Origin of the sequence: Pseudoalteromonas sp. T1lg75 (assembly GCF_002964705.1) — a bacterium.
Taxonomy (GTDB): Bacteria; Pseudomonadota; Gammaproteobacteria; order Enterobacterales; family Alteromonadaceae; genus Pseudoalteromonas.
In genome coordinates, this window is record NZ_PQCD01000022.1 from 65,186 (window position 1) to 91,299 (window position 26,114).

Consider the following 26,114-nt stretch of genomic DNA (forward strand, 5'->3'; position numbering starts at 1 on the left):
CCCTGCTCTGTGTTGCTCGCTATGTACATAGGCGAGCAAGGCCGAAGCAATGCTTCGCAGCTTAGCGAGGTGAGCGCATGGATGCGCGATGTAACCAAGCTTCATGGATGAATTTAACCACATAAATCAGTGATTATATTCATCAGAATGCGTTTAGATTGAACATAAAGTAAACCGCAAAGATAAACAGACCCTGAAATATTTTCAAGTTACATCGCCTGCACAATGGGTATTGTGTGGGTACGCGAAGTGGAATGAGGAAGAAGTAATGAGCGTTTATAATTTTTGTGCCGGCCCTGCCATGTTACCTCCGGCTGTGATGCAAAAAGCACACAAGAATTTTTAGATTGGCAAGGACTAGGCGTGTCGGTCATGGAAGTCAGTCACCGTGCCGAACCTTTTTTGACCATGGCACAGCAATGTGAGGCACGTCTGCGTCGGCTAATGAATATTAGCGACGAGTTTGCCGTACTCTTTATGCACGGTGGTGGCCGCGGTCAGTTTGCCGCTGTGCCCATGAACCTGCATCTTGACGATGCGCCGGCCGTGTATATCAACACGGGTATCTGGTCCGATGGTGCCGCCAAGGAAGCGAAAAAATACACAGATGTGGTTGAAATCAATGTCCGAGATGATAAAGACGGGCAGTTTGGTGTGCTTCCCGTGTCGAAGTGGCCCTTACCTGAAAAAGCCAGTTATATCCATTACTGTCCTAATGAAACGATTGATGGCGTTGAATTATTCGATGTCCCAAGTCACCCTACGGCGCCCATTGTTGCCGATATGTCCTCGATGATCTTATCGCGCGATATCGATGTGAATCAGTTCGATGTAATTTATGCCGGCGCCCAGAAAAACATAGGCCCATCGGGTCTGGCCATTGTCATCGTACGGAAAACCTTGCTTGCACGTGAAGGCGTGCCGCGTCCGGGAATTCTCGACTATGCGGTTGAGGCCGAGCAGGGCAGCATGTACAACACTCCGCCTACCTTTGCCTGGTATCTGGCCGATGTGGTCTTTAAATGGCTTGAAGAGCAAGGTGGTGTGCCTGCCATGCAGCGTCATAACAAAAACAAGGCGGCGATTTTATATGATTACATCGATGCCTCTGATTTCTACAGCAACAAGGTTGCAAAAGACTGCCGCTCATTGATGAATGTACCATTTTGGTTGAACGATGAGAGCCTGAACGAGCGTTTCCTGGCTTTATCACAACAGGCTGGTTTACTGGCATTGGAAGGGCACCGTTTTGTCGGTGGTATGCGTGCCAGTATTTATAATGCCATGCCGGTGGCGGGCATCGAGGCCTTGGTTACCTTTATGGAGCAGTTCGCCCAGGAGCACAGTTGATGGAATCATTACGCTTAGAGCCCATTAACAAGGTGCAAGGCGAAGTGGTGCTACCGGGCTCGAAGAGCTTGTCTAATCGTATTCTTTTGTTAGCCGCCCTATGCCGCGGTACAACCAAGGTAACGAACCTGCTCGATAGCGATGATATTCGTCATATGCTAGGAGCGCTCGCCTCTATGGGGGTGGATGTTGAGCTCAGTGAAGACAAGACTCAGGCTCTGGTCCACGGCCAGGGCGGTACGCTGAATACACCGAAAGAACCCTTGTTTTTAGGTAATGCAGGCACAGCCTACAGACCCTTAACGGCAGTGCTGGCGGCAACGCAGGGTCAATTTGAGCTTGGTGGTGAGCCGCGTATGGAAGAGCGCCCAATTGGCCACCTAGTTGATGCGTTACGTGCCTTAGGGGCGGAGGTTGAGTATCTTAAAACGCAGGATTACCCGCCGTTGGCAATTAAAGGCCAAGCGTTGGCCGGTGGCGAGGTGAGCATAGATGGCAGTATTTCAAGTCAGTTCTTAACCGCGTTATTAATGGCCGCGCCACTGTTCAGTGGTGATACCAATATCACTATTAAGGGTGAGCTGGTATCTAAACCTTACATCGATATCACCTTAGGTGTAATGCGCAAATTCGGCGTCGAGGTTAGCAATAACCAGTATCAGAGTTTTCACGTTAAGGGTGGCCAGCAGTATGTGTCTCCCGGTGAAATCATGGTGGAAGGAGACGCGTCGTCGGCCTCCTACTTTATCGCTGCTGCCGCTATCAATGGTGGCGAGATCACCATTCATGGTGTGGGCAAGGCGTCGGTGCAAGGTGACATTGGTTTTGCCGAAGTGATGGAGCAGGTCGGTGCCGACATCGATTGGTATGATGATAAGCTGGTGGTACGCAAGGGGCAGCTCAAGGGTGTGGATATCGATGCCAATGCCATTCCCGATGCCGCCATGACGCTTGCCACGGTGGCACTGTTTGCCAAGGGTAAAACCGCCATTCGCAATATTTATAATTGGCGGGTTAAAGAAACCGATCGCTTGTATGCCATGGCAACGGAATTGAAAAAGCTTGGAGCCGACGTGGTGGAGGGGCATGATTATATCGAGATCACGCCACCGGCCCATTTACAGGATGTGGCCATCGATACCTATAACGATCACCGCATTGCCATGTGTTTTTCCATGGTGGCGGTCGGGGGCTGGCCGGTCACTATCAATGACCCAGGCTGTACGGCAAAGACCTTTCCTACCTACTTTGATACCTTAGCCAGCGTCAGTCACGGCTAATATTTATGCCCGCCTACAGCCTATGCTAGGCGGGCATTTCCATTCATACAATTATTGATCTGTTACAAAACAATCGTAAAATTCTGACCTAATAACGCGAATTTACAAAAAAGTTCACGTATAATACGGCGGTTTTGAAATGTTTGCTGTGCATGCAGGAGGTTTAAATGCAGGCATCTATGCCGGTGATCACCATTGACGGACCCAGTGGGTCGGGCAAAGGTACAGTGTGTCGTTTACTCGCGCAAAAGTTGGGCTGGGACGTGCTCGACAGTGGCGCGATTTATCGTGTTTTGGCGCTCGCAGCGCTGCATCACCAGATCGCACTCGACAATGAAGAAGCCTTAGTCCCGCTTGCAGCAAATTTAGATGTGCAATTTAGCTTCGATGCTGAAAATGAAAGCAGCAAGATTGTCCTCGAGGGCGAGGAAGTGACCCATGGTATTCGTAATGAAGAAGTGGGCGCAGCAGCATCAAAAGTGGCCGCCTTGCCTCGGGTACGTGAGGCCTTATTGCGTCGCCAACGCGCCTTTCGCGGTGAGGCAGGGTTGATTGCCGATGGTCGCGATATGGGCACCGTGGTGTTTCCCGATGCCAACGTGAAAATCTTCCTGACCGCCAGCGCCGAAGAGCGCGCCGAGCGACGCTTTAAAGAGTTGAAGGCCAAGGGTCTGGATGTTACACTAAGTGGTCTACTTGTAGACATTCAAGCTCGTGACGAGCGCGACATGAATCGTGCCGTAGCACCGCTTGTCCCAGCTGAGGACGCGGTCAGCTTAGATACCACTGAGCTCAATGCCGAGCAAGTGTTTGCCAAAGTGATGTCGATTCTCGACGATGCCGTTGTTAACGGTAAATTGGCAAACCTAAGTAAGTAAAAATTCCTACGCATGAGCAGGACGCCCGTGCTTAATTAATAACCCCGCTGAGCAGTGACGCGACGTGGAGATTTAAACTTATAGAGACGTATTAAGTATGTCAGAAAATTTTGCGCAGTTATTTGAAGAAAGCCTACAGGGTTTTGAAGCTCAACAGGGCTCAATCGTAAAAGGCACCGTAATCGCTATCGAGAACAACATCGTTCTTGTAGACGCTGGCCTTAAGTCAGAAAGTGCTATCCCTGCAGAGCAGTTCAAAAATACTGCTGGTGAACTAGAAGTTGCTGTTGGTGACGAAGTAGATGTTGCTCTAGATGCAATCGAAGACGGTTTCGGTGAAACTATCCTTTCTCGTGAGAAAGCGAAGCGTCACGAAGCGTGGATCCGTCTTGAGAAAGCATGTGAAGAAAACGAAACTGTTACTGGTGTTATCAACGGTAAGGTTAAAGGTGGTTTCACTGTTGAAGTTGATTCTATCCGTGCCTTCCTACCTGGTTCACTTGTTGACGTTCGTCCAGTACGTGACACAACTCACCTTGAAGGTAAAGAGCTTGAGTTCAAAGTAATCAAGCTTGACCAGAAGCGTAACAACGTTGTTGTTTCTCGCCGTGCAGTTATCGAATCTGAAAACTCACAAGAGCGTGAAGAACTTCTTCAAAACCTTGTTGAAGGTCAAGAAGTTAAAGGTATCGTTAAGAACCTTACAGACTACGGTGCGTTCGTTGACCTAGGTGGTGTTGACGGTCTACTACACATCACTGACATGGCGTGGAAGCGTGTTAAGCACCCTTCAGAAATCGTAAATGTTGGCGACGAAATCAACGTTAAAGTTCTTAAGTTCGACAAAGAGAAGACACGTGTTTCTCTAGGTCTTAAGCAGCTTGGCGAAGATCCATGGCAAGAAATTGCTAACCGTTACCCAGAAGGCGCTAAGCTATCTGGTCGTGTAACTAACCTAACTGACTACGGTTGTTTCGTTGAAATCGAAGAAGGCGTAGAAGGTCTAGTACACGTTTCTGAGATGGATTGGACTAACAAAAACATCCACCCATCTAAAGTTGTTTCACTAGGTGACAACGTAGAAGTAATGGTTTTAGAAATCGACGAAGAGCGTCGTCGTATTTCTCTAGGTCTTAAGCAATGTAAAGCTAACCCTTGGCAAGAATTTGCTCGTCTACAAAACAAAGGCGACCAAGTTACTGGTAAGATCAAGTCAATCACTGACTTCGGTATCTTCATCGGCCTTGACGGTGGCATCGACGGTCTTGTACACCTTTCAGACATCTCTTGGAACACTCCAGGCGAAGAAGCTGTACGTGAGTACAAGAAAGGCGACGAAATCACTGCTATCGTACTTCAGGTTGACCCAGAGCGTGAGCGTATCTCTCTAGGCGTGAAGCAAATCGAAGCTGATCCTTTCAATAACTACCTGGACGCAAACAAAAAAGGTGCTATTGTTAAAGGTAAAGTGACTGCTGTTGACGCGAAAGGCGCAACTGTTGAGCTTGCTGAAGGCGTTGAAGGTTACATCCGTGTAGCTGACATCGCTCAAGAACGTGTTGAAGATGCAACTGCCGTTGTTTCTGAAGGCGACGAGATCGAAGCTAAGTTCGTTGGCGTAGATCGTAAGAACCGCGCTATCAGCTTGTCTGTTAAAGCGATCTTCGAAGCTGAAGAAAAAGAAGCATTAGAGAAACTGAAGGCAGACGAGCCTCAGTTCGAAAATGCTATGGCTGCTGCATTCAAAAATGCACAGAAAGACTAAGATTTAGTCTAGTCTTAGGAAGGGCGCAAGCCCTTCCTTTGTAAGCCCCTAAGGAAACATTATGACCAAGTCAGAATTAATAGAACAACTTGCACAAAGCCACTCTCATATCCAAGCCCGCGATGTCGAGAATGCCGTTAAAGAAATTCTAGAACAAATGGCCGGTTCATTATCTGAAGCCGAACGAATTGAGATTCGTGGTTTTGGTAGTTTCTCTCTACACTTCCGTGCTCCGCGCACAGGTCGTAACCCAAAAACTGGGGAAACCGTCGAACTAGACGGCAAGTACGTACCGCACTTTAAACCGGGCAAGGAATTACGCGACCGCGTTAACGCCAGTATTTAATCATCACGGATGGAGTAACCGCTGAGTGAAGGTTGTAAAGTTCATTCTGTTTGTACTGTGTATTTTCATCGCCTTTGTATTAGGTTCGCAAAATCCACAGCTAGTCCAGGTTAATTACCTTATTGCCAGCGCCACCATGCCATTAGCCGCGCTAATGAGCTTTTGTTTTATTGTTGGATTATTCTTCGGCTGTTTCGTCAGCTTCCGCCTATTTTCCAAGTTAAAGTGGCAAAACTATCGGTTGCAAAAGCGTAACGAGCAACTTTCCCGTAACGCCCAAGAGCAACGTCAAAGTACCGCTCTGGCGCCTATAAAAGATAACTAGTTATGCTTGAGCTGTTGTTTTTACTCCTGCCCGTTGCCGCTGGTTACGGCTGGATCATGGGTAAAAACAGTGCCAAAAATCAAGCTCATCAACACAGCCGCAAAATTACCGCAGAATACAGTAAAGGCCTGAAATTCCTGCTCGACAGGGAAGACGATCAGGGTCTTGAACACCTTATTCAACTTCTCGAAGTATCCGCCGACTCGGTGGAACACTATTTAACCTTGGCGACTTTATTTCGCCGCCGTGGCGAGCTCGACCGCGCCATTAAAATTCACGAATTGCTACTGGAACACCCCAACCTCAACGACGATCAGCTGACGACCTGTCGCCTGGAGTTGGCGCAGGATTATATCCTAGCCGGGCTGTTGGACAGTGCCGAAGAGCATCTGCTCATTTTAATTAAGCAAAAACGCCCACAAGCGTTAGAGCCGCTGATCACCCTGTACTCGCAAACCCGCGAATGGCATAAGGGGATTACCTTACATCAGCGGTATGCCCATTTATTTACTCAGCGCCAGCAAAAAATTGCCATTGCTAATTTTTATTGTGAAGCGGGCGCGGCGGATAATGCCCCGGAACTCATGTCCCAGGCATTGGGAGTGGGGGAGCCAAGCGTACGTCCTTTATATGAGCTAGGGCAGCTGGCCTTTCAGCGGGAGGACTACGTACAGGCCATTCACTACTGGCGTGATTTGATCTGCCAATTTACCTATTGCTCGCCCTTAGTGCTCGAGCGTTTAAGCAGCAGCTATCGTCATTTGCATTTAGAGCATCAGTTTGAACATCTATTGGCGGAGTTGGTCGACAAGGGCGGTATTGGTTTAAAGATCCACTATTGCCAGCATTTGGTCAAAGCAGGGCAGCGCAAGCAAGCGGTTGAGTTCATTACCAAGAGTTTAAAGAAACAACCCAATATTCGTGGCTTTCGTTTTTTGCTACAATTACTGGCCGGGCAAAACGCGCAACTAGACGAAGCGCTAAATCCCATAGATAAACTTATTCAATCATATATAGATACCAAAGCAGATTTTCAATGTCAGCATTGCGGCTTTCAAAGTCATAGTCATTATTGGTTGTGTCCGTCTTGCCGCCATTGGGAATCTATGCAACCAAGCCGAGGGCTTGATGGTTTTTAAACAGGAAAAACATGAACGCTGTTGACTCTAAAAAAGTACTTATCGCTTTAGACTACGATGATAAAGCCAAGGCATTGGCATTTGTACAACAACTTTCACCGGATAGCTGTCGCCTCAAGGTCGGTAAAGAAATGTTTACCCATTTTGGTCCGGATTTTGTGAAGCAATTGGTCGAGTTGGGCTTTGATGTATTCCTGGATCTCAAGTTTCACGATATTCCTAACACGGTTGCCAAAGCGGTTAAAGCCGCGGCGGACTTGGGTGTGTGGATGGTAAACGTCCATGCCAGCGGCGGTGTGGAAATGATGCAAAAGGCCAAGGAAATCCTCGTCCCTTATGGTGATAAAGCGCCCTTGTTAATTGCCGTTACCGTGCTGACCAGCATGGATGAAATGCAATTAAAACAATTAGGTATTGAAAAGACACCGCAAGAGCAAGTATTGTATTTAGCGCAATTAACCAAACAGGCCGGCCTTGATGGCGTGGTGTGTTCGGCACAAGAAGCATACGAACTAAAACAACAGTTGGGCGCCGATTTTAAACTAGTTACTCCGGGCATTCGACCGGCGGGCAGTGATGCGGGTGACCAAAAGCGCATTATGACGCCGAAGCAGGCGATCGAAAGCGGCAGCGATTATCTGGTCATTGGCCGTCCGATCACTCAAGCAGATGATCCGGTTGCGGTGCTTAAGGCCATCAATGAGAGTCTAGGAGACTAAGGTGAAATATTTAGTGCTGATCGTTGCACTCGCTGCGGCGGGGTATTACTACCTTGAGCGCACCAGGGCGCAAAGTAACGCCGAGGCGCTGGCTTTGGTCATCGCTGAGTCCAAGCGACAGGGTGAGGTCGATCTGTTTGATCTAAAAGCGGCACTGACTAAACATGTTTATGCTATTTGTGACAACAATTCCACCATGTTACTGGAGACGGATCGTACCGTAGGGGATTGTGAAGACCTTCATGACAATAAGCATATGCAATGTGACGAAGCTGTTTTTCGTTTGGCGCCGTTAACCATTACCGATAGCGATGAGCTTATCGACTATGCAAAGCGCTACGTGCGCTGCGCTTTGCCATACGAAGACCTAACCTATCAGCCAATAAAATAATAAAAACGCGACCTTATGGTCGCGTTTTTAGTTTTATCTGCGTGGCTTCAATATCGATTACCCCATCTTTAAAGAGGCCGCCTATGGCCTTTTTAAAGTTTGCCTTCGAGGTACCAAACTGACGTTTAATGGCCTCCGGCGCCGATTTATCGCCCAGCGGTAGCAGGCCGCCTCGGGCATTGAGTTCATCGAGGATCTGTTGTTTCAGTGGATCAATCTTCGCCATCCCCGGCGCTTCGAGTACGATATCCAGTTTGCCGTCTTCGCGGCACTGCTGCACGTAAGCCTTTAGGCGCTGGCCCACAAACAGGCTGCGGTGTACACGGTTATGGAAAATAAGACCCCAGTGCAGTTCATCGACAATGACCTTAAAGCCAAGGTCGGTTTTTCCCGCGACGATAATATCGACCAGGTCGCCGGTTTTATAATCCGGTTGGGTACGGCCAACAAATTTATTGAGATTACTCGAGGCACAAATACGTTTTGAAGCATTATCCAAGTAAAGCTTTACCAGGTAACTGCGCTCGGGTTGCATACGCGGCTTTTGTTCGTTAAAGGGCACCAAGAGATCTTTTTCCAGACCCCAATCCAAAAAGGCACCAATTTTATTCACCTGTTTGACCTGGAGCAGGGCAAAGTCACCAACCTGAGCGCTTGGTTTCGTGCGGGTTGCCGTTGGATGCCCCATGTTATCCAGGTAGACAAAAACGCTCAGGCTATCACCGCGCTCAACGTCATCCGGAGCCTGCTCGGCGGGTAGGAATACTTCGCCAAGGTCTGGGCTATGTAAATACAGGCCTTCGCCGGCCACTTCATCAACAAACAGGGTTTGCCATTGTCCTAAGCTACTCATTATTCTTCCTCATCCTGCATCGGTTTTGGCTTGCGTTTCAGTGAACCCATGGCGTTGGGGTCAAAGGGAGCCGCGATAGGTTTTCTTGGCTTTCCTGCGCCGGCTTTACGCGGCTTCGCTCTGGCAGGCTTGCCACCCTGAGAGGTGACTTTATCTGCTTTTTTAGCTTTGTTGGTCTTCGGCTTAGGCTGGGTAAAGCCTTTAAATTTGCCTACCAAGCCGTCAATTTCACTAAAGGGGAGCGGGCGACGCATAAACTGATTAATGGCTAAATAGCTTTGCCAGTCCTTGGGACCCACAAGGGAAATTGCAAAGCCCTTGAAACCGGCACGGCCGGTACGACCGATGCGGTGGATGTACTCCTCGGCATTTTTCGGCAAGTCGAAGTTAATCACATGGGTCACATTCAAAAGGTCTAGACCTCGAGAGGCGACATCCGTGGTGATAAGCACCTGATATAAGCCGCGGCTGAAGCTGTCCATGATATCAAGGCGCTTATTTTGTGCCAGGGTGCCCTCAAGCGCCACGGCCTTAAAACCCTGCTTGCTGATTTTGTCGCACAGGCGTTGAGTGTCCTCGCGGGTGGCGGTAAAGATAATGCACTGACCTAAGCCTTCTTCGTTAGCGAGGAGATGGTCAAGTAGCGCTTCTTTATGGTCTAAGTGATCGGCTAAGTAGAGACGTTGGGCAATATCACCATGCTCGTCGGTGGCGGCGCTAATGCTTACCCCTTTGGGGTTTTTCAATAAATTACGCGATAGGGCGCCTACTTGGGCATGCTCAAGAGTGGCCGAAAATAACAGACTTTGGCGCAATCTGTGGTCGGCGCTTTTATTGATAAGTTCGACTTGCTCACTAAAGCCTAAATCAAGAATACGGTCAGCTTCATCGAAAATCAGCATTTCCAGACCGGCCAAGTGTAAAGAGCGGTCTTCGAGGTGATCGGCAATACGTCCCGGGGTGCCAACAACAAAATGCGGGTCTTTGCGCAGTGCTTTTACCTGATCGTTATAATTCTCACCGCCGAGCACTTTTAAGGCGCTCAGGGCGGTGCCAGCAATCAGCAAACGCAGTTGGGTATAGACTTGGGTCGCAAGTTCACGGGTAGGAGTAACGATCAACACCCGAGGGTCGCGCTTCGATAAGGCCTTTTGCTTCATCACCCTTTGTACCGCAGGCAACAAAAACGCCAAGGTCTTACCGGACCCCGTTTTTGATTGCGCAAATAAATCGTGCCCGGCTAATGCCAATGGGATCGCCTGGGCTTGAATATCGGTAGGGGTGGTAATGCCCTGGTGCATGATCTGTGCACACAGGCGTGTATCGATACCCAAATCACTGAATTGCAAATTCACTCTCCAACAAATAAATACAGTTAATACAGCGCTATTATAACGTATTGCATCCCTTGGCTGGCAGCTTATTTTGCGTTTTGAGCCATTATGAGTAAAATACGCGTCCTTAATGCGCCGGATTTACGATTCGGTAGAGTTTAAAGCAGAGAAAAGGTGTCTTCATGTCACAACAATACGTCGTGTGTGCGCTGTATAAATTTGTAGCGCTTCCTAATTTTGAACAAATTCGTCAACCCCTATTAGATGTTATGCTGGCCAATGATGTACGCGGTACCTTGTTGCTTGCCAATGAAGGCATTAACGGTACGGTCGCCGGTAAGCGCGAAGGCATCGATGCCTTGCTAGCCTGGTTAGATAAGCAGCCCAACCTGGATAACATAGTAACGAAAGAGTCATTCGATGACGAATGTCCGTTCTACCGCACCAAGGTTAAGCTGAAAAAAGAAATCGTTACCATGGGCGTTGAGGGCATTGACCCGCGTGAAGTGGTGGGCACCTATGTTAAGCCTAAAGATTGGAACGCCTTGATCAGCGACCCAGACGTAGTTCTGGTTGATACCCGTAACGATTATGAAATCGAAATCGGTACCTTTGAAAACGCCGTGGATCCAAAAACCAAGACCTTCCGCGAGTTTCCAGCTTGGGCCGAGCAAAACCTTGACCCCAAAAAGCATAAAAAGGTCGCCATGTTCTGTACCGGCGGTATCCGCTGTGAAAAGTCAACCGCCTACATGAAAGAGCAGGGTTTTGAAGAGGTGTATCACCTTGAAGGCGGTATCCTAAAGTATTTAGAAGAAGTGCCCAAGGAAGAAACCATGTGGCAGGGTGAGTGTTTTGTATTCGATAACCGTGTTGCCGTTGATCACGACCTGAACAAAGGCCAGTACGACCAATGTCATGCCTGTCGCATGCCGATTACCGAAGATGATAAGCAAAAGCCGGAATATATGCAGGGTGTTTCTTGCCACCACTGCCACGAAAATGTCAGTGATGAGCAGCGTGCCCGTTTTGCCGAGCGTCAAAAGCAAATCGAGCTGGCCAAAGAACGCGGCGAAGGCCATATCGGTCACGAAGCACAGGAAATGCTGCATAAGCGCAAAGAGCTTAAGCAGCAGCTTAAAGAGCAACAGCGCGCCGCGAATAAATAGTAGCCGCCTGTGAATCTTTATAAAGGAAGTCGGTATGACTTCCTTTTTTTACGCCTAAACCCTAAAGTCAGGAATATAGGAACAATAACCCCCCGTAGCAGTGAAAGCGCAATTGGCTTTCTAACGGGAATAAAATAATGAAAAGGGACGTCAGATCATGAAAAATGCATTACTTATTGTCAGCTTGGTATTTGTCTTGTGTGCTTGCTCAAAGCCCATCCCCAGAGAAAAGGCCGACTATATAGGTTATTGGCGAGGAGGGAACATGGAGCTAACCATACACCCTGACGGCAGCTTTTCTTATGAGAGGGAAGAAGGAAATACGTCAACCTCCATTAACGCGCCTTTACAAGAGTTTGAAGGCGATGACTTTGTTGTCGGTCTTGGCTTTTTTAATACCCGCTTTGAGGTTTCTCAGGCGCCGCATCAAGTCAACGGTCAATGGCAGATGGTGGTCGATGGGGTGTTACTGACCAAAAAAATGTAATGACTAGATAGAGGGGTGTATGACCCCTTTTTTAATATTCTTTTGCCCATCATCTTTGAAAATACACATCTCCTCTCAAGTGCGCGAGCGCTGTTCAGCGAAAGTAAAGATATGTAAAACCGGCTTTCAAGGCCGATGATTTGTGATCTAATGCTATTAATTAGTACGTATCTGTAATGCGTTAATGTAATTAGTCGCGCCATATCGGGCATTGACCGAAGCGAGGGCGAGTCTCAAAGCGACAAACTGTTACACTGACGCAACAGGATATTTACCCCTTAATAGCCGACGCGGGTCGGGATATAACAAGAAGGAAGGTTCAGGTTGCGACAGCTTTTCAGTGCAATTATTTGTAGTTTAATAATCACTATGCCAGCGTTCGCTAAGGCCACTAAGGTCGTGGTCGAAAGTGTAAGCTTAGAACGCTCACAACAACAGGTTCAAGCGGTAGGCAGTGCCGAAGCGATTCATTCGGTGGTGCTGTACCCGGCCGTGGGTGACAGAGTCACAGCGGTTCACTTTACGCCCGGGCAGCATGTGCAAGCAGGCGCGTTATTGCTTGAGCTGGATTCTCGTTTGCAACGGGCGGCGCTGGAAGAAGCTAAAATTCGTTTAGCCGATGCCGAGCGGACCTTGGAGCGCCTACAAAACAGCTTCGCCAAGGGCGCGATCCCCAAAAGCGAGCGCGATGATGCGTTAACGGCACGGGATCTTGCCAAGGTGGCACTGACTAAGGCCAGCGCCGAGCTTGAAGACCGTCAGGTGAGAGCGCCATTCGCCGGCGTGATGGGGCTCACCGATGTTGAAGTCGGTGACCGTATCAGTGCACAAACCGCCATTGCTAGCATCGATGACATCACTTCTCTTTACATCAATTTCAATGCGCCCGAGGCGGCTTTAACCATGCTCAGAGCCGGCGCCGAAGTCAGCGTGCAACCATGGCAACAGCAACAGGCCATCAAGGCGAAAATCGCGCAATTGGACTCGCGTATCGATACCGACTCGCGCACCCTGAGAGTGAAGGCCGAAATTGCCAACCCAGGTGCCCAGTATATTCCCGGTATGAGTTTTCGTGTGCAATTAAGCATGCAGGGTGAGGCCTATGCGGTAGTGCCCGAAGCGGCCTTGCTATGGGGGGCGACCGGTCCCTATGTGTGGAAAAGTGTTGATAATGTCGCCACCCGGGTTGATGTAAAAATTGCGCAACGACTGTCTGGCCGTTTATTGGTGAGCGGTGCCCTAGACGAAGGCGAATTGCTGATTGTCGAGGGGGTCCAGCGACTGCGTCCAAACCAGAGCGTGCGCTTCGAGCAAACTCAACTGGCGGATAGGAACTAAGCCATGAGCGAGCAAATGAATACGCAAATTCAAGATTTGCCATCGATGGCGATTCGTCGTCCGGTGCTGATAGTGGTGCTCAACCTCTTGATTATCATTGCCGGTATCGCCGCCATCGCCGGCGTAGAAGTAAGGGAGTTACCGGATGTTGACAGACCACGCATCACAGTGTCGGCGTCATTCCCTGGAGGCTCGCCGGAAACCGTAGACACAGAGGTCACCAGCAAGCTCGAAGGAGCCGTGGCCCGGGTCAGCGGCGTGAAATCCATTCGTGCGCAAAGTGAAGAAGGCAGCGCCCGTATCGTAGTCGAGTTTCGCCCGGGTGTGAACCTGGATGATGCCGCCAATGAAACTCGCGAGTCCGTCTCCCGGGTGCAACGGGAGCTTCCTGAAGAGGTGGAACGGGTATCCATTATTAAGGCTGATAATGATGCCGAAGCCGTGGTGTCGCTGACCGTAAGCAGTGAAAGCTTGTCCCTTGAAGCACTCACCGAGCGGGTTGAAACCGACCTGGCCCCGCAATTTTTGACCATTCCAGGGGTTGCCGATGTGCGTCTTAATGGCGACCGAGAGCGGGTGATGCGGGTTCGTATCGACCCCTTAAAACTCAGCAGTTTTAACCTCACCGTGCCCGATGTCGCCGCAGCGCTGCGCCAGGCTCCGTTCGATGTGCCGGCGGGCAGCTTAAAATCCGATGACCAACAACTCATCGTGCGTGCCGATGCTACCTCCGTTAGTGCCGAGCAGGTGGGGGACATCATAGTGCGCGGTGACACCCGCATTGCCGATATCGCTGCGGTGTATTTTGGCCCTGCCGATCCGCGCTCCATGGTGCGTTTAGACGGTAAGCCGGTGATCGGCATGGAAGTCATTCGCCAAGCCCAGTCCAATACCATAGAAATTTCCGACGAAGTGCTGCTGTTATTGGAGCGCATGCGTGAGCGATTCCCGCAAATGGAATTTACGCTGACCTCGGACGATGCCCAGTTTATTCGCAGCTCAGTGGATGAAGTATTGAACTCTCTGGTACTGACCATAGTGCTGGTGGTGATCACCCTCTGGGTGTTTATCGGCTCCTGGCGCGCAACCTTGGTGCCAGCTTTTGCCATTCCCGTGGCCTTGGTGGGATCCTTGGCGCTTATCTGGGCCCTTGGCTTTTCCATCAATATTCTGACCCTGTTGGCGTTGGTATTGGCGACCGGCTTAATCGTCGATGATGCCATCGTGGTGAGTGAGAACATTCAGCGTCAGCGCAGCATGGGATTAGGGCGCCGTGCGGCCGCCGTTATCGGTACCCGTGAGGTCTTCTTTGCCGTGGTAGCGACCACCGCCGTACTCGCTGCGGTGTTCGTACCCATCGCCTTTTTGCCTTCCACCGCCGGACGCCTATTCCGGGAATTTGGTGGCGTGCTCGCCGGTGCGGTGATCATTTCCAGCTTTGTCGCCTTGTCGTTAGTCCCGGCCTTGACCTCAAAATTAAAGTTGAAGTCCGGTGGTCGTCACCCTTTTTCTAAATTTGGTCAGGCCTTGGCGCAAAGTTACCAGTGGTGTATTCACAAGGTCCTCGACCATGCCTGGGTTACCTTTGTCATTTCCCTGCTGGTTGCCGCCAGTTCCGCTGCCTTATACCTACAGCTTGAAAATGAACTCTTGCCATCGGAGGACAGGGGCAAGATCCGTATTTTTGCCCGCGGCCCTGATGGTGTCGGTTTAAACTTTATGGACCGTCAAGCCAAGCAGATGGAAGACGTGTTATTGCCGTATGTTCAAAGCGGGGAAATCGAGTCTATTTATACCGTGGTCGGTCAATGGGATCCAAATATCACCTTTATTACGGTGCCGTTAAAGCATTGGGATGAACGCCACTTTAGCCAGCAAGAGATCATTGCGAAATTGCGCGCTCCGCTGGGGGATATTCCCGGTGCTCCGGCGCGCGCCTTTGGCTCCAACAGCCTTAACCTGCGTGGACAGGGCGGCGGTGTTGAACTGGCATTATTGGGTCAGGACTACAACGATATTTACGCCGCGGCACAGGATTATGCCAAGGCCGTCGAGCAGGCCATTCCAGATGTCGCGCCGGTGCGTATTTCCTATCAGCCCTCACAACCGCAATTGCGGGTTAATATCGACCGTCGCCGTGCCCAGGAGCTGGGTGTGGAGCTGAGCGATATTGCCGTGACCCTGCGCGCCGCTATCAATGGTGATGACGTGGCCGATTTAAACGTTGGCGACCAATCCATTCCCATTATGTTGCAGGCGCAAAATCGCACCATAAATTCGCCCAGCGATCTCGCTAACTTGTATGTGGGTGGCAGCAATGGTCAATTGGTACCGCTGAGCTCGGTGGCCACCATAAGCGAAGAGGGTGTGGCGGCAGAACTTGAGCGCCATGCGCAGCGTCGCGCCATTGAAGTGGATATGCAATTGCCTGAAAACATGGCCATGGCTGAGCTGGTCAGCGAGCTGCGCGACATAGGTGAAAACACCTTGCCAAGCAGTGTCACATTGGCATTTAAGGGAGAGGCATTGACCTTTGAGGAAACCGCCAATGAGGTGCTGTTGACCTACGTGCTGGCGCTTGTCATCGTGCTTCTGGTGTTGGCGGCGCAATTTGAAAGCGTCAACAGCGCCGTGGTGGTGATGATCACCGTACCCTTTGGCATAAGTTCGGCTATTTTGGCCTTGTATCTCACCGGAACCTCGCTCAATATTTTCTCGCAAATTGGTTTGGTGATGTTAATAGGCTTAATTGCTAAAAACGCCATTTTGCTGGTGGAGTTTGCTGACCAATTACGGGATAAGGGCTATCAGGTGCGTGAAGCGGTTGAGCGTGCGGCCTTGGTGCGTCTGCGCCCAATCACCATGACCCTGGTATCCACCTTGCTGGGTGCCTTACCCTTAATTCTCTCTAGTGGCGCCGGTGCCGAGGCTCGTAATGCCATTGGCTGGGTGGTCTTTGGAGGCTTGGCTCTGGCCGTTCTCTTTACCTTGTTCCTCACGCCGGTGGTGTATTTGGGACTGGCACGCTTTACCAAGCCCAGGGCCGATGAGAGTAAACAATTGGCCGCGGAGCTTGAACAAGCCTCGTGAAGAAAATGTCCGCGATTTCCCGCGGACATTTTTTTTTATGGCCATTTATATTAAGCTTCAGCCTATTAGCACCAGTTTTGAGGTCGCACCATGCAAGCTGAACAGCTAGAAATAGCCCAGTTTCTCAGTAGTCACTCGCCCTTTGACGAGCTCCCCGAAGACGCCTTAGCCCACCTTGCCCAGGAAGTGGAAGTTGCTTACTTTCGTGCCGGTACGGATATTCTCCATTATGGCGACGACATTGCCGACCTTTATGTGATCCGCTCCGGTGCGGTGGAGTCTTATCGCCGCAGCGGCGAGCTCTACAACCGCATGGACAGTGGCGGTATTTTCGGGCAAATGGGTCTGCTGATGAATCGTAAGGTACGCTTTCCGGTGACCGCCATGGAAGACACCCTGGTGTATTGCATCGATGTCGATCTCTTTACCGAGTATTGCGATAAATTTGAGGTGTTTGCCGATTATTTTGAGGCCGATGGCAATGTACGTTTGCACCAGGCCATCGTTGAGCAGGCCGACAGCAATGATTTAACCACGGCTAAGGTAAAGGCGCTGCTGCATCGTGATGTGGTGACCGTGGCGGTGGACAGTAGCATTCAGGAAGTGGCCTTGCTGATGAGCGGCGAGCATATCTCCAGTGTGCTGGTAACCGACCCCAATAAGCCCATCAGCGACGACCCGGAAGAAGACGATGGCCAGGTGGTGGGGATCATTACCGACCGGGATATTCGCTCTCAGGTGGTGGCCCTGGGCAAAAGTTTGGATACCCCGGCCCATGAAGTGATGTCCAGTAATCTAACCTTACTCGATGCCAACGCCTATGTGTTTGAAGCGGTACTGGCGATGCTCAGGGACAATGTTCATCACTTGCCTATTTTGCAAAAGCGCAAGCCCATCGGCGTGATCTCCTTATCCGATATCCTTCGTTACGAATCACAAAGCAGCTTGCTGTTGGTGCGTGGCATTCTCGCCCAACAAACGGTGGAAGACCTCACTCATTTTGCCCAGCAATTGCCCAATGTCTTTGTGCGCATGGTCAACGAGGATGCTAATTCCCATATGATAGGCACCGCCATGGCGGTGATAGGGCGTACCTTTAAACAGCGCCTGCTGGCCCTGGCCGAAGAAAAATTTGGCGCCCCCCCTGTGCCATATTGTTTTATAGCCCTGGGCTCCATGGCGCGGGATGAGCAGCTAATTGTTACCGATCAGGATAATGCCATCATTCTCGACGATGCGTTTGATGAGCAAAAACATGATGCTTATTTCCAGGCCTTATCGGATTTTGTTTGCGACGGCCTGGCGGCTTGTGGTTATACCTATTGCGATGGCGAGATCATGGCGTCTTTTAAAAAGTGGCGCCTCACCCGCAGCCAATGGCGAGAGCAATTCGCTTCCTGGATAGCCGAGCCCAAACCACAGGCGCTACTGCACAGTTCTATCTTTTTCGATTTGGACGGCGTGTGGGGTAAAACCAAGTGGGCGGATGAACTTAAGTCCTATATCGCCAAAGAAGGCAGGGCGAACCGTCGCTTCCTGGCAAACCTGGCGGCCAATGCCCGCAACCGTACGCCGCCGCTGGGCTTTTTTAAGGGCTTTGTGTTGGAACACGACGGTGAACACAAGCATTCCATGAACCTCAAACGCCGCGGCACGGCACCCTTGTCCGATGTTATTCGTGTGCACGCGCTGGCGGTAGGCTCACGTAAGCAAAATTCATTTGAGCGTCTGGAAGACATTATTGACGCCAAGTTATTGCCACCGGGGAAGGCCCAGGACCTTCGCGATGCCCTGGAGTACATTGCCATGATGCGCATTCGCCATCAGGCCTGGCAAATAGAGCAGGGTGAAAACCCGGATAACAACCTGGATCCGAATCTGTTATCACCGTTCGAGCAACGCAATTTGAAAGAAGCCTTTGCCATATTAGAAAAGGCACAGAGCTTTCTTAAATTCCGTTACCAAAGCGGCAATGGGCTGAACTAGTGATATCTAATGTGCTCATCGACTGGCCGGCACGTTACCGGCAATTGGCGCTTGAGGCGCGCTATCCCGAGTTGCAACGTTTTTATCAGGCCGGCATAGCGAGTGGTGAGCAAACCCTGGGCGAAACCGAGTTTGTTGCCATGGACTTCGAAACCACCGGGCTCGATAGTGCGGGTGATGAAATTGTCAGCATTGGCCTGGTGCCCTTTACCTGGCAACGCATATATTGTCGCCAGGCGCGTCATTGGTTGGTGCAACCCAAGCGTAATTTGGCCGAGCAATCCATTGTTATTCATGGCATTACCCACTCTGAAGTCGAAGACGCGCCGGATTTGATGTCGGTATTGGCGCCCTTGTTAGAAGCACTCGAAAAGCGGGTGGTAGTGGTGCATTACCACGCCATAGAGCGGCCATTCTTAGCCAATAGCCTGTTTCGGCGCATTAACGAGGGCATTGAGTTTGCGCTCATTGATACCATGGCCGTTGAGCGCCAAGCGCTGTTGGCGCGTCGTGGTTTTATCGGTCGTTTACTGGGTGAGAAAATCGGCTCTTTGCGCTTAGCAGACTGCCGTACCCGCTATAATCTGCCGCCTTATGGCGTTCATAACGCCATGACCGATGCCCTAGCCACCGCCGAGTTGCTGCAGGCACAGCTGCGTTACCACTATCGTACCGATACGCCCCTCAACCAGTTGTGGATGTGATACGCACACTATCTTACGCAATAAAAAACGCCGCAGATGCGGCGTTTTGTTTGTGTGGTGCCAGGGCTATGAGCTCCTGGGCTCGGTGCGCAGGCCTAAAATCAGGCTCACACACATTAGCAACAGCACTATGGTGAAGGGCAGACCGGTGGAGACGGCGCCCGCTTGCAGCGCTTCCATGGCTTCCTTACCGCCAATCCACAGCAGGGCCGCGGCAATCGCGCCTTCGATGGAGGCCCAAAATACGCGTTGTGGTACCGGCGCATCAACCTTACCGCCGGCGGTGATCGAGTCGATAACCAGGGAGCCGGAGTCCGACGAGGTGATAAAGAACACCAGTACCAGCACAATGGCGATAAAGGACAGTACCTTGGTCATAGGCAACTGCTCAAACATTTGGAACATGGCCAGCGGTACTTCGGTGAGGCCTTTTTCGCCTAACGAGCCCACACCCGAGGCCACTTGCTCTATGGCGATACCACCGTAGATTGACATCCAAAGCGCGGTCACCAGGGTTGGAATAAGCAGTACGGCAATGAGGAACTCGCGAATGGTGCGGCCTCTAGAAACGCGGGCGATAAACATGCCCACAAAAGGCGACCAAGAAATCCACCAAGCCCAATAGAATACGGTCCAGCCGTGCATCCAGGTTTCGTCTTCACGGCCATGAGGGTTACTCAGCGGGATAATATTTTCGATATAGCCAAGCAAGGTGTTGGGTAAATTGCCCATGGCGGCGGCAAAGCCCACAAGAGCAACGAACAACAGCAGCGCAAAGGCGAGTATCATATTGATGTTACTTAACACCTTCACCCCGCCTTCGATGCCGCGCACGACAGAGATAATGGCCAACAGGGTCACACCAATAATCACACCTATTTGCAGACCGACGCCGCCGTCGGTACCAAAGACATGATTAAAGCCCGCCGAGGCTTGCTGCGCACCTAAGCCCAAAGACGTTGCTAAACCAAACAGCGTTGCCAGCACGGCAAGTATGTCAATGACATGGCCCGGCCAGCCCCAGGCGCGATCGCCCAGGATAGGGTAGAAAATAGAGCGGATCGACAGCGGCAAGCCTTTGTTATAGGAGAAAAAGGCCAGTGACAGAGCCACCACCGCATAGATGGCCCAAGGGTGCAGGCCCCAGTGGAACATGGTGGCGCCCATGGCGGTTTTAGCCGCCTCTGCGGTCTTGGCTTCAACCCCCAGTGGCGTTTCATACCAACCGGTGAAATAGGCCACCGGCTCAGCCACGCCCCAGAACATTAAGCCTATGCCCATGCCCGCTGCAAACAGCATTGCCAGCCAGGAAATACGTGAGTGGGAGGGGGTTGCCGAGTCGCCGCCGAGTTTGATTTTACCGTAGGGGGAGACGATTAAGGCCAGACAAAAGAGCACAAAGAGGTTGGCTGCCCACATAAATAACACATCGAAATTACCTATGATGTCCCATTTTATGCCATCCAGGGCCTTTTTAGCGGTGGCAGGATCGGTAACCAGAATAGCTACCAAAAAGATGATGATAAGGCCTGCGCTAATGCCAAAGACGGGATTATGAACATCAAACCCCCACTTTTGTACATTATCCTGGCCGACGGTGTAATCGGTATTCTCTATACTGTATTTGTCATGATATTCACTCATGCCTACCTCTAGTTGTTAAAACCATTAGAGCTAAGGCCTAGTTGAGTGAGTCCACGTAAATCAATGATTTGTAGACTAACTAAATTAGACCCCTTCATATGTACAATAGTTTAGGGGTTAAAATATAAATGTAAATTGTCAGCGCGATAAATGCCATAAATTAGGGCTTTTTATGTTTTTAATGCATAAAAAAAAAGCGCCGAGCGGCGCTTTGATTTATATGGAATAATTCGCGGTGGAATTAGTTTTATTTCACTATCACCATTTCTTCAAGCAGGTTATCGGCCTTATCGACGTGGCGCATGACCCATAACATATAACGGCTATCGACATGAATAGAACGGTTTAAGTTGGCATCATAGTCCCAGTCACCGATGATGCTTTCGCTTACACCGTCGAACAACAAACCCACCAGCTCGGCATTGCCATTAAGTGTGGGTGAGCCCGAGTTACCGCCCGTAGTATCCACGGTACTTAAGAAGTTAACCGGCACCGAGCCCAGACTGGCCATTTCGTATTCGCCGTAGTTTTTCGCGGCAATTTGCTGCATTTGCGCTTGTGGTGCATCGAAAGGCGCTATACCCGTGTATTTCTCGGTGATCCCTTCCAGGCGGGTAAACGGCGTATAGGTCAAGGCATCGCGCGGGCTATAGCCTTTAACCGTGCCATAGGTTACACGTAAGGTGCTATTGGCATCGGCGTATACCGGCAGACCTTGCTCCTGGTTGTAGGCAATGATGGCGGCCATGTACTGAGGACGAACACGGTTTAACTCACCACTGAGCATTTTCTTTTCTTGTTCACGGGCTTGGAAATCGTCGTATGTTGCAACGGCCAAGGCGATGAAGGGGTCGTCGCTTTGTTTGAAATCGGCTACCGACTTATCCATCCACTCCAGGCGTACTTGCTCTTCATTGAGCGCAGTTTTCTCGTACATCTTAGCCAGGCGTGTCAGCATGGCATCCTGGTCGTATCCTTTATCCAGGCCAAGTGCCTTATCAAGCGAGCTGATACGTGCTTTGGGTTCAAGTTGGGCATAGAGATCCACAAAGTGGGCGAACAAGGCCTTATCGACAGCATCGTCATAACGGCGAGACAAGCTGGTCATACCGGCTTTGAAACGGGTCATATCACGTTCTTGATAGCCAGGCTCACGCTGAGCATCCGGCAACTGCTGCTCATTCGCCAGGCGATATAAGCGAGTAGCGGTAGACATCATGGCGCTGCGACCCATGTAACCCAAGATAAGGTCTAGTTCGCTGGTGGCTTGTGATTTGGCAATCAAGCTATCGAGTTCTTTAAGCACGTGGGCGTATTGCTTTTTACGTGCCTTATCGGCCTTGATCCAGGCGCTGAGATTGGTCGCCAACTTGTCTTTGCGCTCTTGCATATCTGTCTTTTGATACGAGTTAACCATGCCGCCATAGTTTTTCGCGTAGTTAGCTAAACCCGCCAGTGTGCTCTCATAGGCGATCCGTGCCTTAGAGCCTTCTGCGGCGGTGGCCTTAATGATGTCCATGGAATGCTCGCGATAGGCCTTGGCTTTAGGGTAGACCTCGGTAAATTGATGCTCCACTTCGGCATTGGTGCGATAGCGGTTGGTACGACCCGGGTAGCCGGTAACCATCACAAAATCACCTTCTTTAACGCCCTTGGCGCTGACCTTGAGGAAGGAATCCGAACTAAAAGGCACATTGTCTTCACTGAATGGGGCCGGTTTACCGTCTTTACCCACGTAGGCGCGGTAGAAAGAGTAGTCACCGGTATGACGTGGCCACATCCAGTTATCAATATCACCGCCGTATTTACCTATGCCCTGCGCCGGGTTGTAAACCAGGCGTACGTCTTGAATTTCTAGGGACTTGATCAGGTAATACTCTAAGCCGCCGTGGAAGCTATAGACATTACAGCGGTAGCCACCGCCTTGCTCACACTCGGCAACCAATGCCTTTTGTGCCTGCTCAATGGCCTTGTAGCGCTCGTTGCCATCCATTGACTCATTTAACTGGGCGTTGACCTTGGCGGTGACATTGGTCACTTCTTCGGTCACATAGACACGCGAGCCCGGTGAGGCGGGCAGCTCTTCACCATAGGTCTTGGCCAGGAAGCCGTTTTGCAGGATATTGTTTTCAGGCGTCGAATTATATTGAATCGAGCCGTAGGCACAGTGGTGGTTGGTTACCACCAAACCTTTCGGAGAGACGAAAGAGGCGGTGCAGCCGCCAAGGCTGATCACCGCATTCATGGGGAATTCGGTAAGTTTTGAAATGCTTTTGGGGTCAATTTCCAGGCCTTTCGCCTTTAATACCGACTCCAGTTGCGGTAATTGATGCGGTTGCCACATGCCTTCGTCGGCAAGCGCAGGGTTGATGGCCGTCGCCAATAGGGCGGCGCCAATTAGAGATAAACGCATAGTTCCATCCTAGTTGTTATATTTTCGCGACGCAGTGTCGCGCAGCAAAGGGACGGGTGCAACTTTTTACGTTTACAAAATGTTTCCAACCATCAGAGCGGTCCGGGCAACAAGAAGGTGGCGCAGCCGAGGCTGCGCTAGGTAGGTGTTATTCCTTGAGTGCAGCCTCGGCTGTGTAGGCGGCCTGGTGCGTATTGGCGGCGCGCCCGGAAGGGTCGGCATTGGCTTGAAATGACGCATCCCAGGCCAGCGCTTGAGGCGTTGAGCAGGCCACAGACTTGCCGTGGGGCACACATAAGGTCGCCACGCCGCCGGGGAAGTGCTGCTCGAAGATATTGCGATAAAAATATGCCTCTTTGCTGTCTGGGGTGTTAAGTGGGAACTTAAAGTGGGCGTTTTGCATATCCCGGTCCGATACCTGCTCTTCCACATAGACTTTAAGGGAGTCTATCCAGTTATAGCCAACGCCATCGGAGAACTGCTCTTTTTGTCGCCACAAGACCTCATCCGGCAGATAGCCGTCGAAGGCTTCACGTATAATGTGTTTTTCGATGCGTCCGTCCTTGCACATTTTCGCATCTGGATTAATGCGCATGGCGATATCGATAAACTCCTTGTCCAAAAACGGCACCCGCGCCTCGACGCCCCAGGCGGCCATGGATTTATTGGCGCGCAGGCAATCAAACATATGCAGCTTGTCCACCTTGCGGTTTAACTCGTCATGGAATTCCTCGGCATTGGGCGCCTTATGGAAATACAGATAGCCGCCAAAGAGTTCATCGGCGCCTTCGCCGGAGAGCACCATTTTAATGCCCATGGCCTTAATATGGCGAGCCATCAGATACATGGGGGTGGAGGCGCGCACCGTGGTGACATCATAGGTCTCCAGATGGTAAATGACCTCTTTAATGGCGTCTATTCCTTGCTGCACGGTAAAGTGAATAGGGTGGTGAATGGTACCTATATGCTCGGCGACCTTGGCGGCGGCGGCCAAGTCCGGCGAGCCTTCAAGGCCAATAGAAAAGGAGTGCAACTTTGGCCACCAGGCATCGCTGGCATCGTTATCCTCGATGCGTTTGGCGGCAAATTTTTGAGTAATGGCGGAGATAAGCGAAGAGTCCAGCCCCCCTGACAATAAAACACCGTAGGGCACATCGCACATCAGCTGGCGTTTTACCGCGGCCTCCAGGGCATGTTTAAGGGTTTCCGGCTCGGCCTCATTGTCTTTAACCGCCGTAAATTCCTGCCAGTCGCGGTGATAATAGCGCTGGTATTCGCCCACCTCGCTATCGAGGAAATGACCGGGAGGGAACTCCTCAATGTGGTTACAAATCGGTGTGAGCGCCTTGAGCTCACTGGCCACATAGAAATTGCCGTATTCATCGCGGCCGGTATAAAGGGGGATAATGCCGATATGGTCGCGGCCAATCAGGTATTTATCCTTTTCTTCGTCGTACAGGCAAAAAGCAAAAATACCGTTGAGCTCATCGAGAAAGGCACTGCCTCTTTCTTCATACAGGGCGAGGATCACCTCACAATCGCTCTGGGTTTGAAATTCGTAGTCTATGGTCAGGTCATCGGCGAGTTGCTGATGGTTATAGATTTCACCATTGACCGCCAACACATGGTTGCCGGCTTTATTAAACAGCGGCTGTGCACCGCTTTGTACGCCGACGATGGCCAGACGCTCATGCACTAAAATGGCCTTATCGCCGGTATAAACGCCGGACCAGTCCGGGCCGCGGTGGCGCAACAGTTTCGACATGTCGATGGCTTGCTCGCGCAGTTGCGCAATACTGGACTTGATATCGAGCACCGCAAAAATTGAACACATATTTGTTTTCCTCATTCCTATCTCGAGCTTTTGTTGTAGCAGAAAAAATATTCCAAGTCACACGAGATATATGGAGGTGCGAGGATTTTTTATGCGCCAATTCAGTGCACGATTTCACCCTTATGCACTAAGGTGGGTTTTGGGCGGTCAATCTCCGACCTGCGATCGCAATTTTATGGGAAAAGCGGTCTTATTACGGGCTGTGCTCTTTGTGCCCATGAGGCTGGTGGAGGTTTGCTTGCACCAAATAAGTGCAGGCTATAGATGGGGGTATTTGGTTTTATTTAACTGGTTATTGGCGGGATAAGTAGGCGCATTTCACCGCTTGGGAATTTATTGCTCTGTCGTAATTGTTGTCAATAAATACTGCGAGTCAGCAGATAATCTGAGATGTTATTTAAGTAGGGAGAAGGTGTTTTCATCTTGAGTAATTGTGTACTGTATATAAATACAGTTATTATTGGCTTGCGTGTACAGTCAAGAAAACGACCCAATCGCTTCTTTTTGTCGGACTGCTATTTTAAGCTACCAGCTTTGAGTTCCACACTAGTAAGGGCTATAAGAATTTGTTATCAATAGAGAAAGGATAACAACGAGCAAAGCTGTGGTAGAAAAACGCGCAATTTGCTCTCTATAAACATGTTATGAAACATGGAGAGTTAAATGAAAATCGGAACCCTCTTATTAATATTTTCTCTATTTGGCTTTTATGCTTATGCCAATGAACAGAGTTCGATAGGCTATAAAACCGTTGAGTTGGCACTCGAAGCATTAAAAAATAAGCAAGGCACAGAATTAAGCGTTCAAGGCGGCTGGACTATCGTAGAAGATAAAGAAGAGTCGAATATGGTTTTATGGTCGTTTACTCCAAGTGCACACCCGGCATATCCAGCAGCAGTTAAACGTAAAGTTTTAGAGCGAGATGGAAAAGTTTATATTCAAATGTCGGCGCTATGTCAGGCCAAAAAAGCTGCTTGCGACAAATTAATGCAAGAATTTGAGCAACTAAACAAAAATATAATGAAAAACTAGATCAATGTGTTTCATAACAAGCGCCTTTTGTTGCTCG

20 protein-coding genes and 1 pseudogene are annotated in these 26,114 nt (G+C 50.3%); 16 read left to right on the forward strand and 5 right to left on the reverse strand.

Features of this window, described 5'->3' with window-relative positions; all coding sequences use genetic code 11:
* Positions 1 to 268: 268 nt before the first annotated feature.
* The 9 genes and pseudogenes from serC (at position 269) to C2M36_RS05715 (ending at position 8,193) form a co-directional block, all read left to right on the forward strand.
* Positions 269 to 1,350 (forward strand): annotated as a pseudogene (gene serC / locus C2M36_RS05675) (3-phosphoserine/phosphohydroxythreonine transaminase).
* Positions 1,350 to 2,630 carry a 3-phosphoshikimate 1-carboxyvinyltransferase gene (gene aroA / locus C2M36_RS05680; RefSeq protein ID WP_105254096.1) on the forward strand — a complete coding sequence of 427 codons (1,281 nt, stop codon included), beginning with the start codon at positions 1,350 to 1,352 and terminating at the stop codon, positions 2,628 to 2,630. Before serC ends, aroA begins: the two are co-directional and overlap by 1 nt.
* A gap of 167 nt (positions 2,631 to 2,797) precedes the next feature.
* Positions 2,798 to 3,508, forward strand: a complete 711-nt coding sequence (gene cmk, locus C2M36_RS05685) for a (d)CMP kinase (RefSeq protein ID WP_105254097.1) — start codon at positions 2,798 to 2,800, stop codon at positions 3,506 to 3,508.
* 97 nt (positions 3,509 to 3,605) lie between these two features.
* Positions 3,606 to 5,273: a 30S ribosomal protein S1 gene (rpsA, locus tag C2M36_RS05690; RefSeq protein WP_105254098.1), complete on the forward strand. Its 1,668-nt coding sequence runs from the start codon at positions 3,606 to 3,608 to the stop codon at positions 5,271 to 5,273.
* A gap of 61 nt (positions 5,274 to 5,334) precedes the next feature.
* Positions 5,335 to 5,619: an integration host factor subunit beta gene (gene ihfB, locus C2M36_RS05695; RefSeq protein WP_105254099.1), complete on the forward strand. Its 285-nt coding sequence runs from the start codon at positions 5,335 to 5,337 to the stop codon at positions 5,617 to 5,619.
* Between the two features lie 25 nt (positions 5,620 to 5,644).
* Positions 5,645 to 5,944 carry a lipopolysaccharide assembly protein LapA domain-containing protein gene (locus tag C2M36_RS05700; protein ID WP_105254100.1) on the forward strand — a complete coding sequence of 100 codons (300 nt, stop codon included), beginning with the start codon at positions 5,645 to 5,647 and terminating at the stop codon, positions 5,942 to 5,944.
* A gap of 2 nt (positions 5,945 to 5,946) precedes the next feature.
* Positions 5,947 to 7,083 (forward strand): lipopolysaccharide assembly protein LapB, encoded by a 1,137-nt coding sequence (gene lapB, locus C2M36_RS05705; protein WP_105254101.1) that lies wholly within the window; start codon positions 5,947 to 5,949, stop codon positions 7,081 to 7,083.
* 11 nt (positions 7,084 to 7,094) lie between these two features.
* Entirely contained in the window at positions 7,095 to 7,802 is a 708-nt protein-coding gene (gene pyrF / locus C2M36_RS05710; protein ID WP_105254102.1) for an orotidine-5'-phosphate decarboxylase, read from the forward strand.
* A 1-nt stretch (position 7,803) separates the two neighbouring features.
* Positions 7,804 to 8,193 carry a hypothetical protein gene (locus C2M36_RS05715; protein WP_105254103.1) on the forward strand — a complete coding sequence of 130 codons (390 nt, stop codon included), beginning with the start codon at positions 7,804 to 7,806 and terminating at the stop codon, positions 8,191 to 8,193.
* Between the two features lie 13 nt (positions 8,194 to 8,206).
* Here C2M36_RS05715 and C2M36_RS05720 read toward each other — a convergent pair whose 3' ends face one another.
* Positions 8,207 to 9,046, reverse strand: a complete 840-nt coding sequence (locus C2M36_RS05720) for a CvfB family protein (protein WP_105254104.1) — start codon at positions 9,044 to 9,046, stop codon at positions 8,207 to 8,209.
* Positions 9,046 to 10,395 (reverse strand): DEAD/DEAH box helicase, encoded by a 1,350-nt coding sequence (locus C2M36_RS05725; RefSeq protein ID WP_105254105.1) that lies wholly within the window; start codon positions 10,393 to 10,395, stop codon positions 9,046 to 9,048. Before C2M36_RS05725 ends, C2M36_RS05720 begins: the two co-directional genes overlap by 1 nt.
* A gap of 167 nt (positions 10,396 to 10,562) precedes the next feature.
* On the opposite strand from C2M36_RS05725, the gene trhO reads away from it, so the two are divergent.
* The 6 genes from trhO (at position 10,563) to C2M36_RS05755 (ending at position 19,154) form a co-directional block, all read left to right on the forward strand.
* Positions 10,563 to 11,549, forward strand: a complete 987-nt coding sequence (gene trhO, locus C2M36_RS05730) for an oxygen-dependent tRNA uridine(34) hydroxylase TrhO (protein WP_105254106.1) — start codon at positions 10,563 to 10,565, stop codon at positions 11,547 to 11,549.
* Positions 11,550 to 11,706: 157 nt separating this feature from the next.
* Positions 11,707 to 12,036 carry a hypothetical protein gene (locus C2M36_RS05735; RefSeq protein WP_105254107.1) on the forward strand — a complete coding sequence of 110 codons (330 nt, stop codon included), beginning with the start codon at positions 11,707 to 11,709 and terminating at the stop codon, positions 12,034 to 12,036.
* Positions 12,037 to 12,405: 369 nt separating this feature from the next.
* Positions 12,406 to 13,374, forward strand: a complete 969-nt coding sequence (locus C2M36_RS05740; RefSeq protein ID WP_105254108.1) for an efflux RND transporter periplasmic adaptor subunit — start codon at positions 12,406 to 12,408, stop codon at positions 13,372 to 13,374.
* Between the two features lie 3 nt (positions 13,375 to 13,377).
* Positions 13,378 to 16,464 carry an efflux RND transporter permease subunit gene (locus C2M36_RS05745; RefSeq protein WP_234399100.1) on the forward strand — a complete coding sequence of 1,029 codons (3,087 nt, stop codon included), beginning with the start codon at positions 13,378 to 13,380 and terminating at the stop codon, positions 16,462 to 16,464.
* A 90-nt stretch (positions 16,465 to 16,554) separates the two neighbouring features.
* The gene (locus C2M36_RS05750) at positions 16,555 to 18,450 is read left to right on the forward strand and encodes a DUF294 nucleotidyltransferase-like domain-containing protein (protein WP_105254109.1); all 1,896 of its coding nucleotides are present in this window, start codon (positions 16,555 to 16,557) and stop codon (positions 18,448 to 18,450) included.
* Between the two features lie 2 nt (positions 18,451 to 18,452).
* The gene (locus tag C2M36_RS05755) at positions 18,453 to 19,154 is read left to right on the forward strand and encodes a 3'-5' exonuclease (protein ID WP_105254253.1); all 702 of its coding nucleotides are present in this window, start codon (positions 18,453 to 18,455) and stop codon (positions 19,152 to 19,154) included.
* Between the two features lie 66 nt (positions 19,155 to 19,220).
* On the opposite strand, the gene C2M36_RS05760 is transcribed toward C2M36_RS05755, so the two are convergent.
* The 3 genes from C2M36_RS05760 to asnB all read right to left on the reverse strand — a co-directional run bounded on the left by C2M36_RS05760 (position 19,221) and on the right by asnB (position 25,045).
* Positions 19,221 to 20,798: a BCCT family transporter gene (locus C2M36_RS05760; RefSeq protein ID WP_105254110.1), complete on the reverse strand. Its 1,578-nt coding sequence runs from the start codon at positions 20,796 to 20,798 to the stop codon at positions 19,221 to 19,223.
* Between the two features lie 247 nt (positions 20,799 to 21,045).
* Positions 21,046 to 23,211, reverse strand: a complete 2,166-nt coding sequence (locus tag C2M36_RS05765; RefSeq protein ID WP_105254111.1) for a S46 family peptidase — start codon at positions 23,209 to 23,211, stop codon at positions 21,046 to 21,048.
* A gap of 148 nt (positions 23,212 to 23,359) precedes the next feature.
* A complete protein-coding gene (asnB, locus tag C2M36_RS05770) occupies positions 23,360 to 25,045 on the reverse strand; it encodes an asparagine synthase B (protein ID WP_105254112.1) in 1,686 nt (561 codons plus the stop codon).
* Between the two features lie 663 nt (positions 25,046 to 25,708).
* Between asnB and C2M36_RS05775 the strand changes: the two genes are divergently transcribed.
* Positions 25,709 to 26,077: a molecular chaperone DnaJ gene (locus tag C2M36_RS05775; RefSeq protein ID WP_105254113.1), complete on the forward strand. Its 369-nt coding sequence runs from the start codon at positions 25,709 to 25,711 to the stop codon at positions 26,075 to 26,077.
* The last annotated feature ends 37 nt before the right edge of the window (positions 26,078 to 26,114 follow it).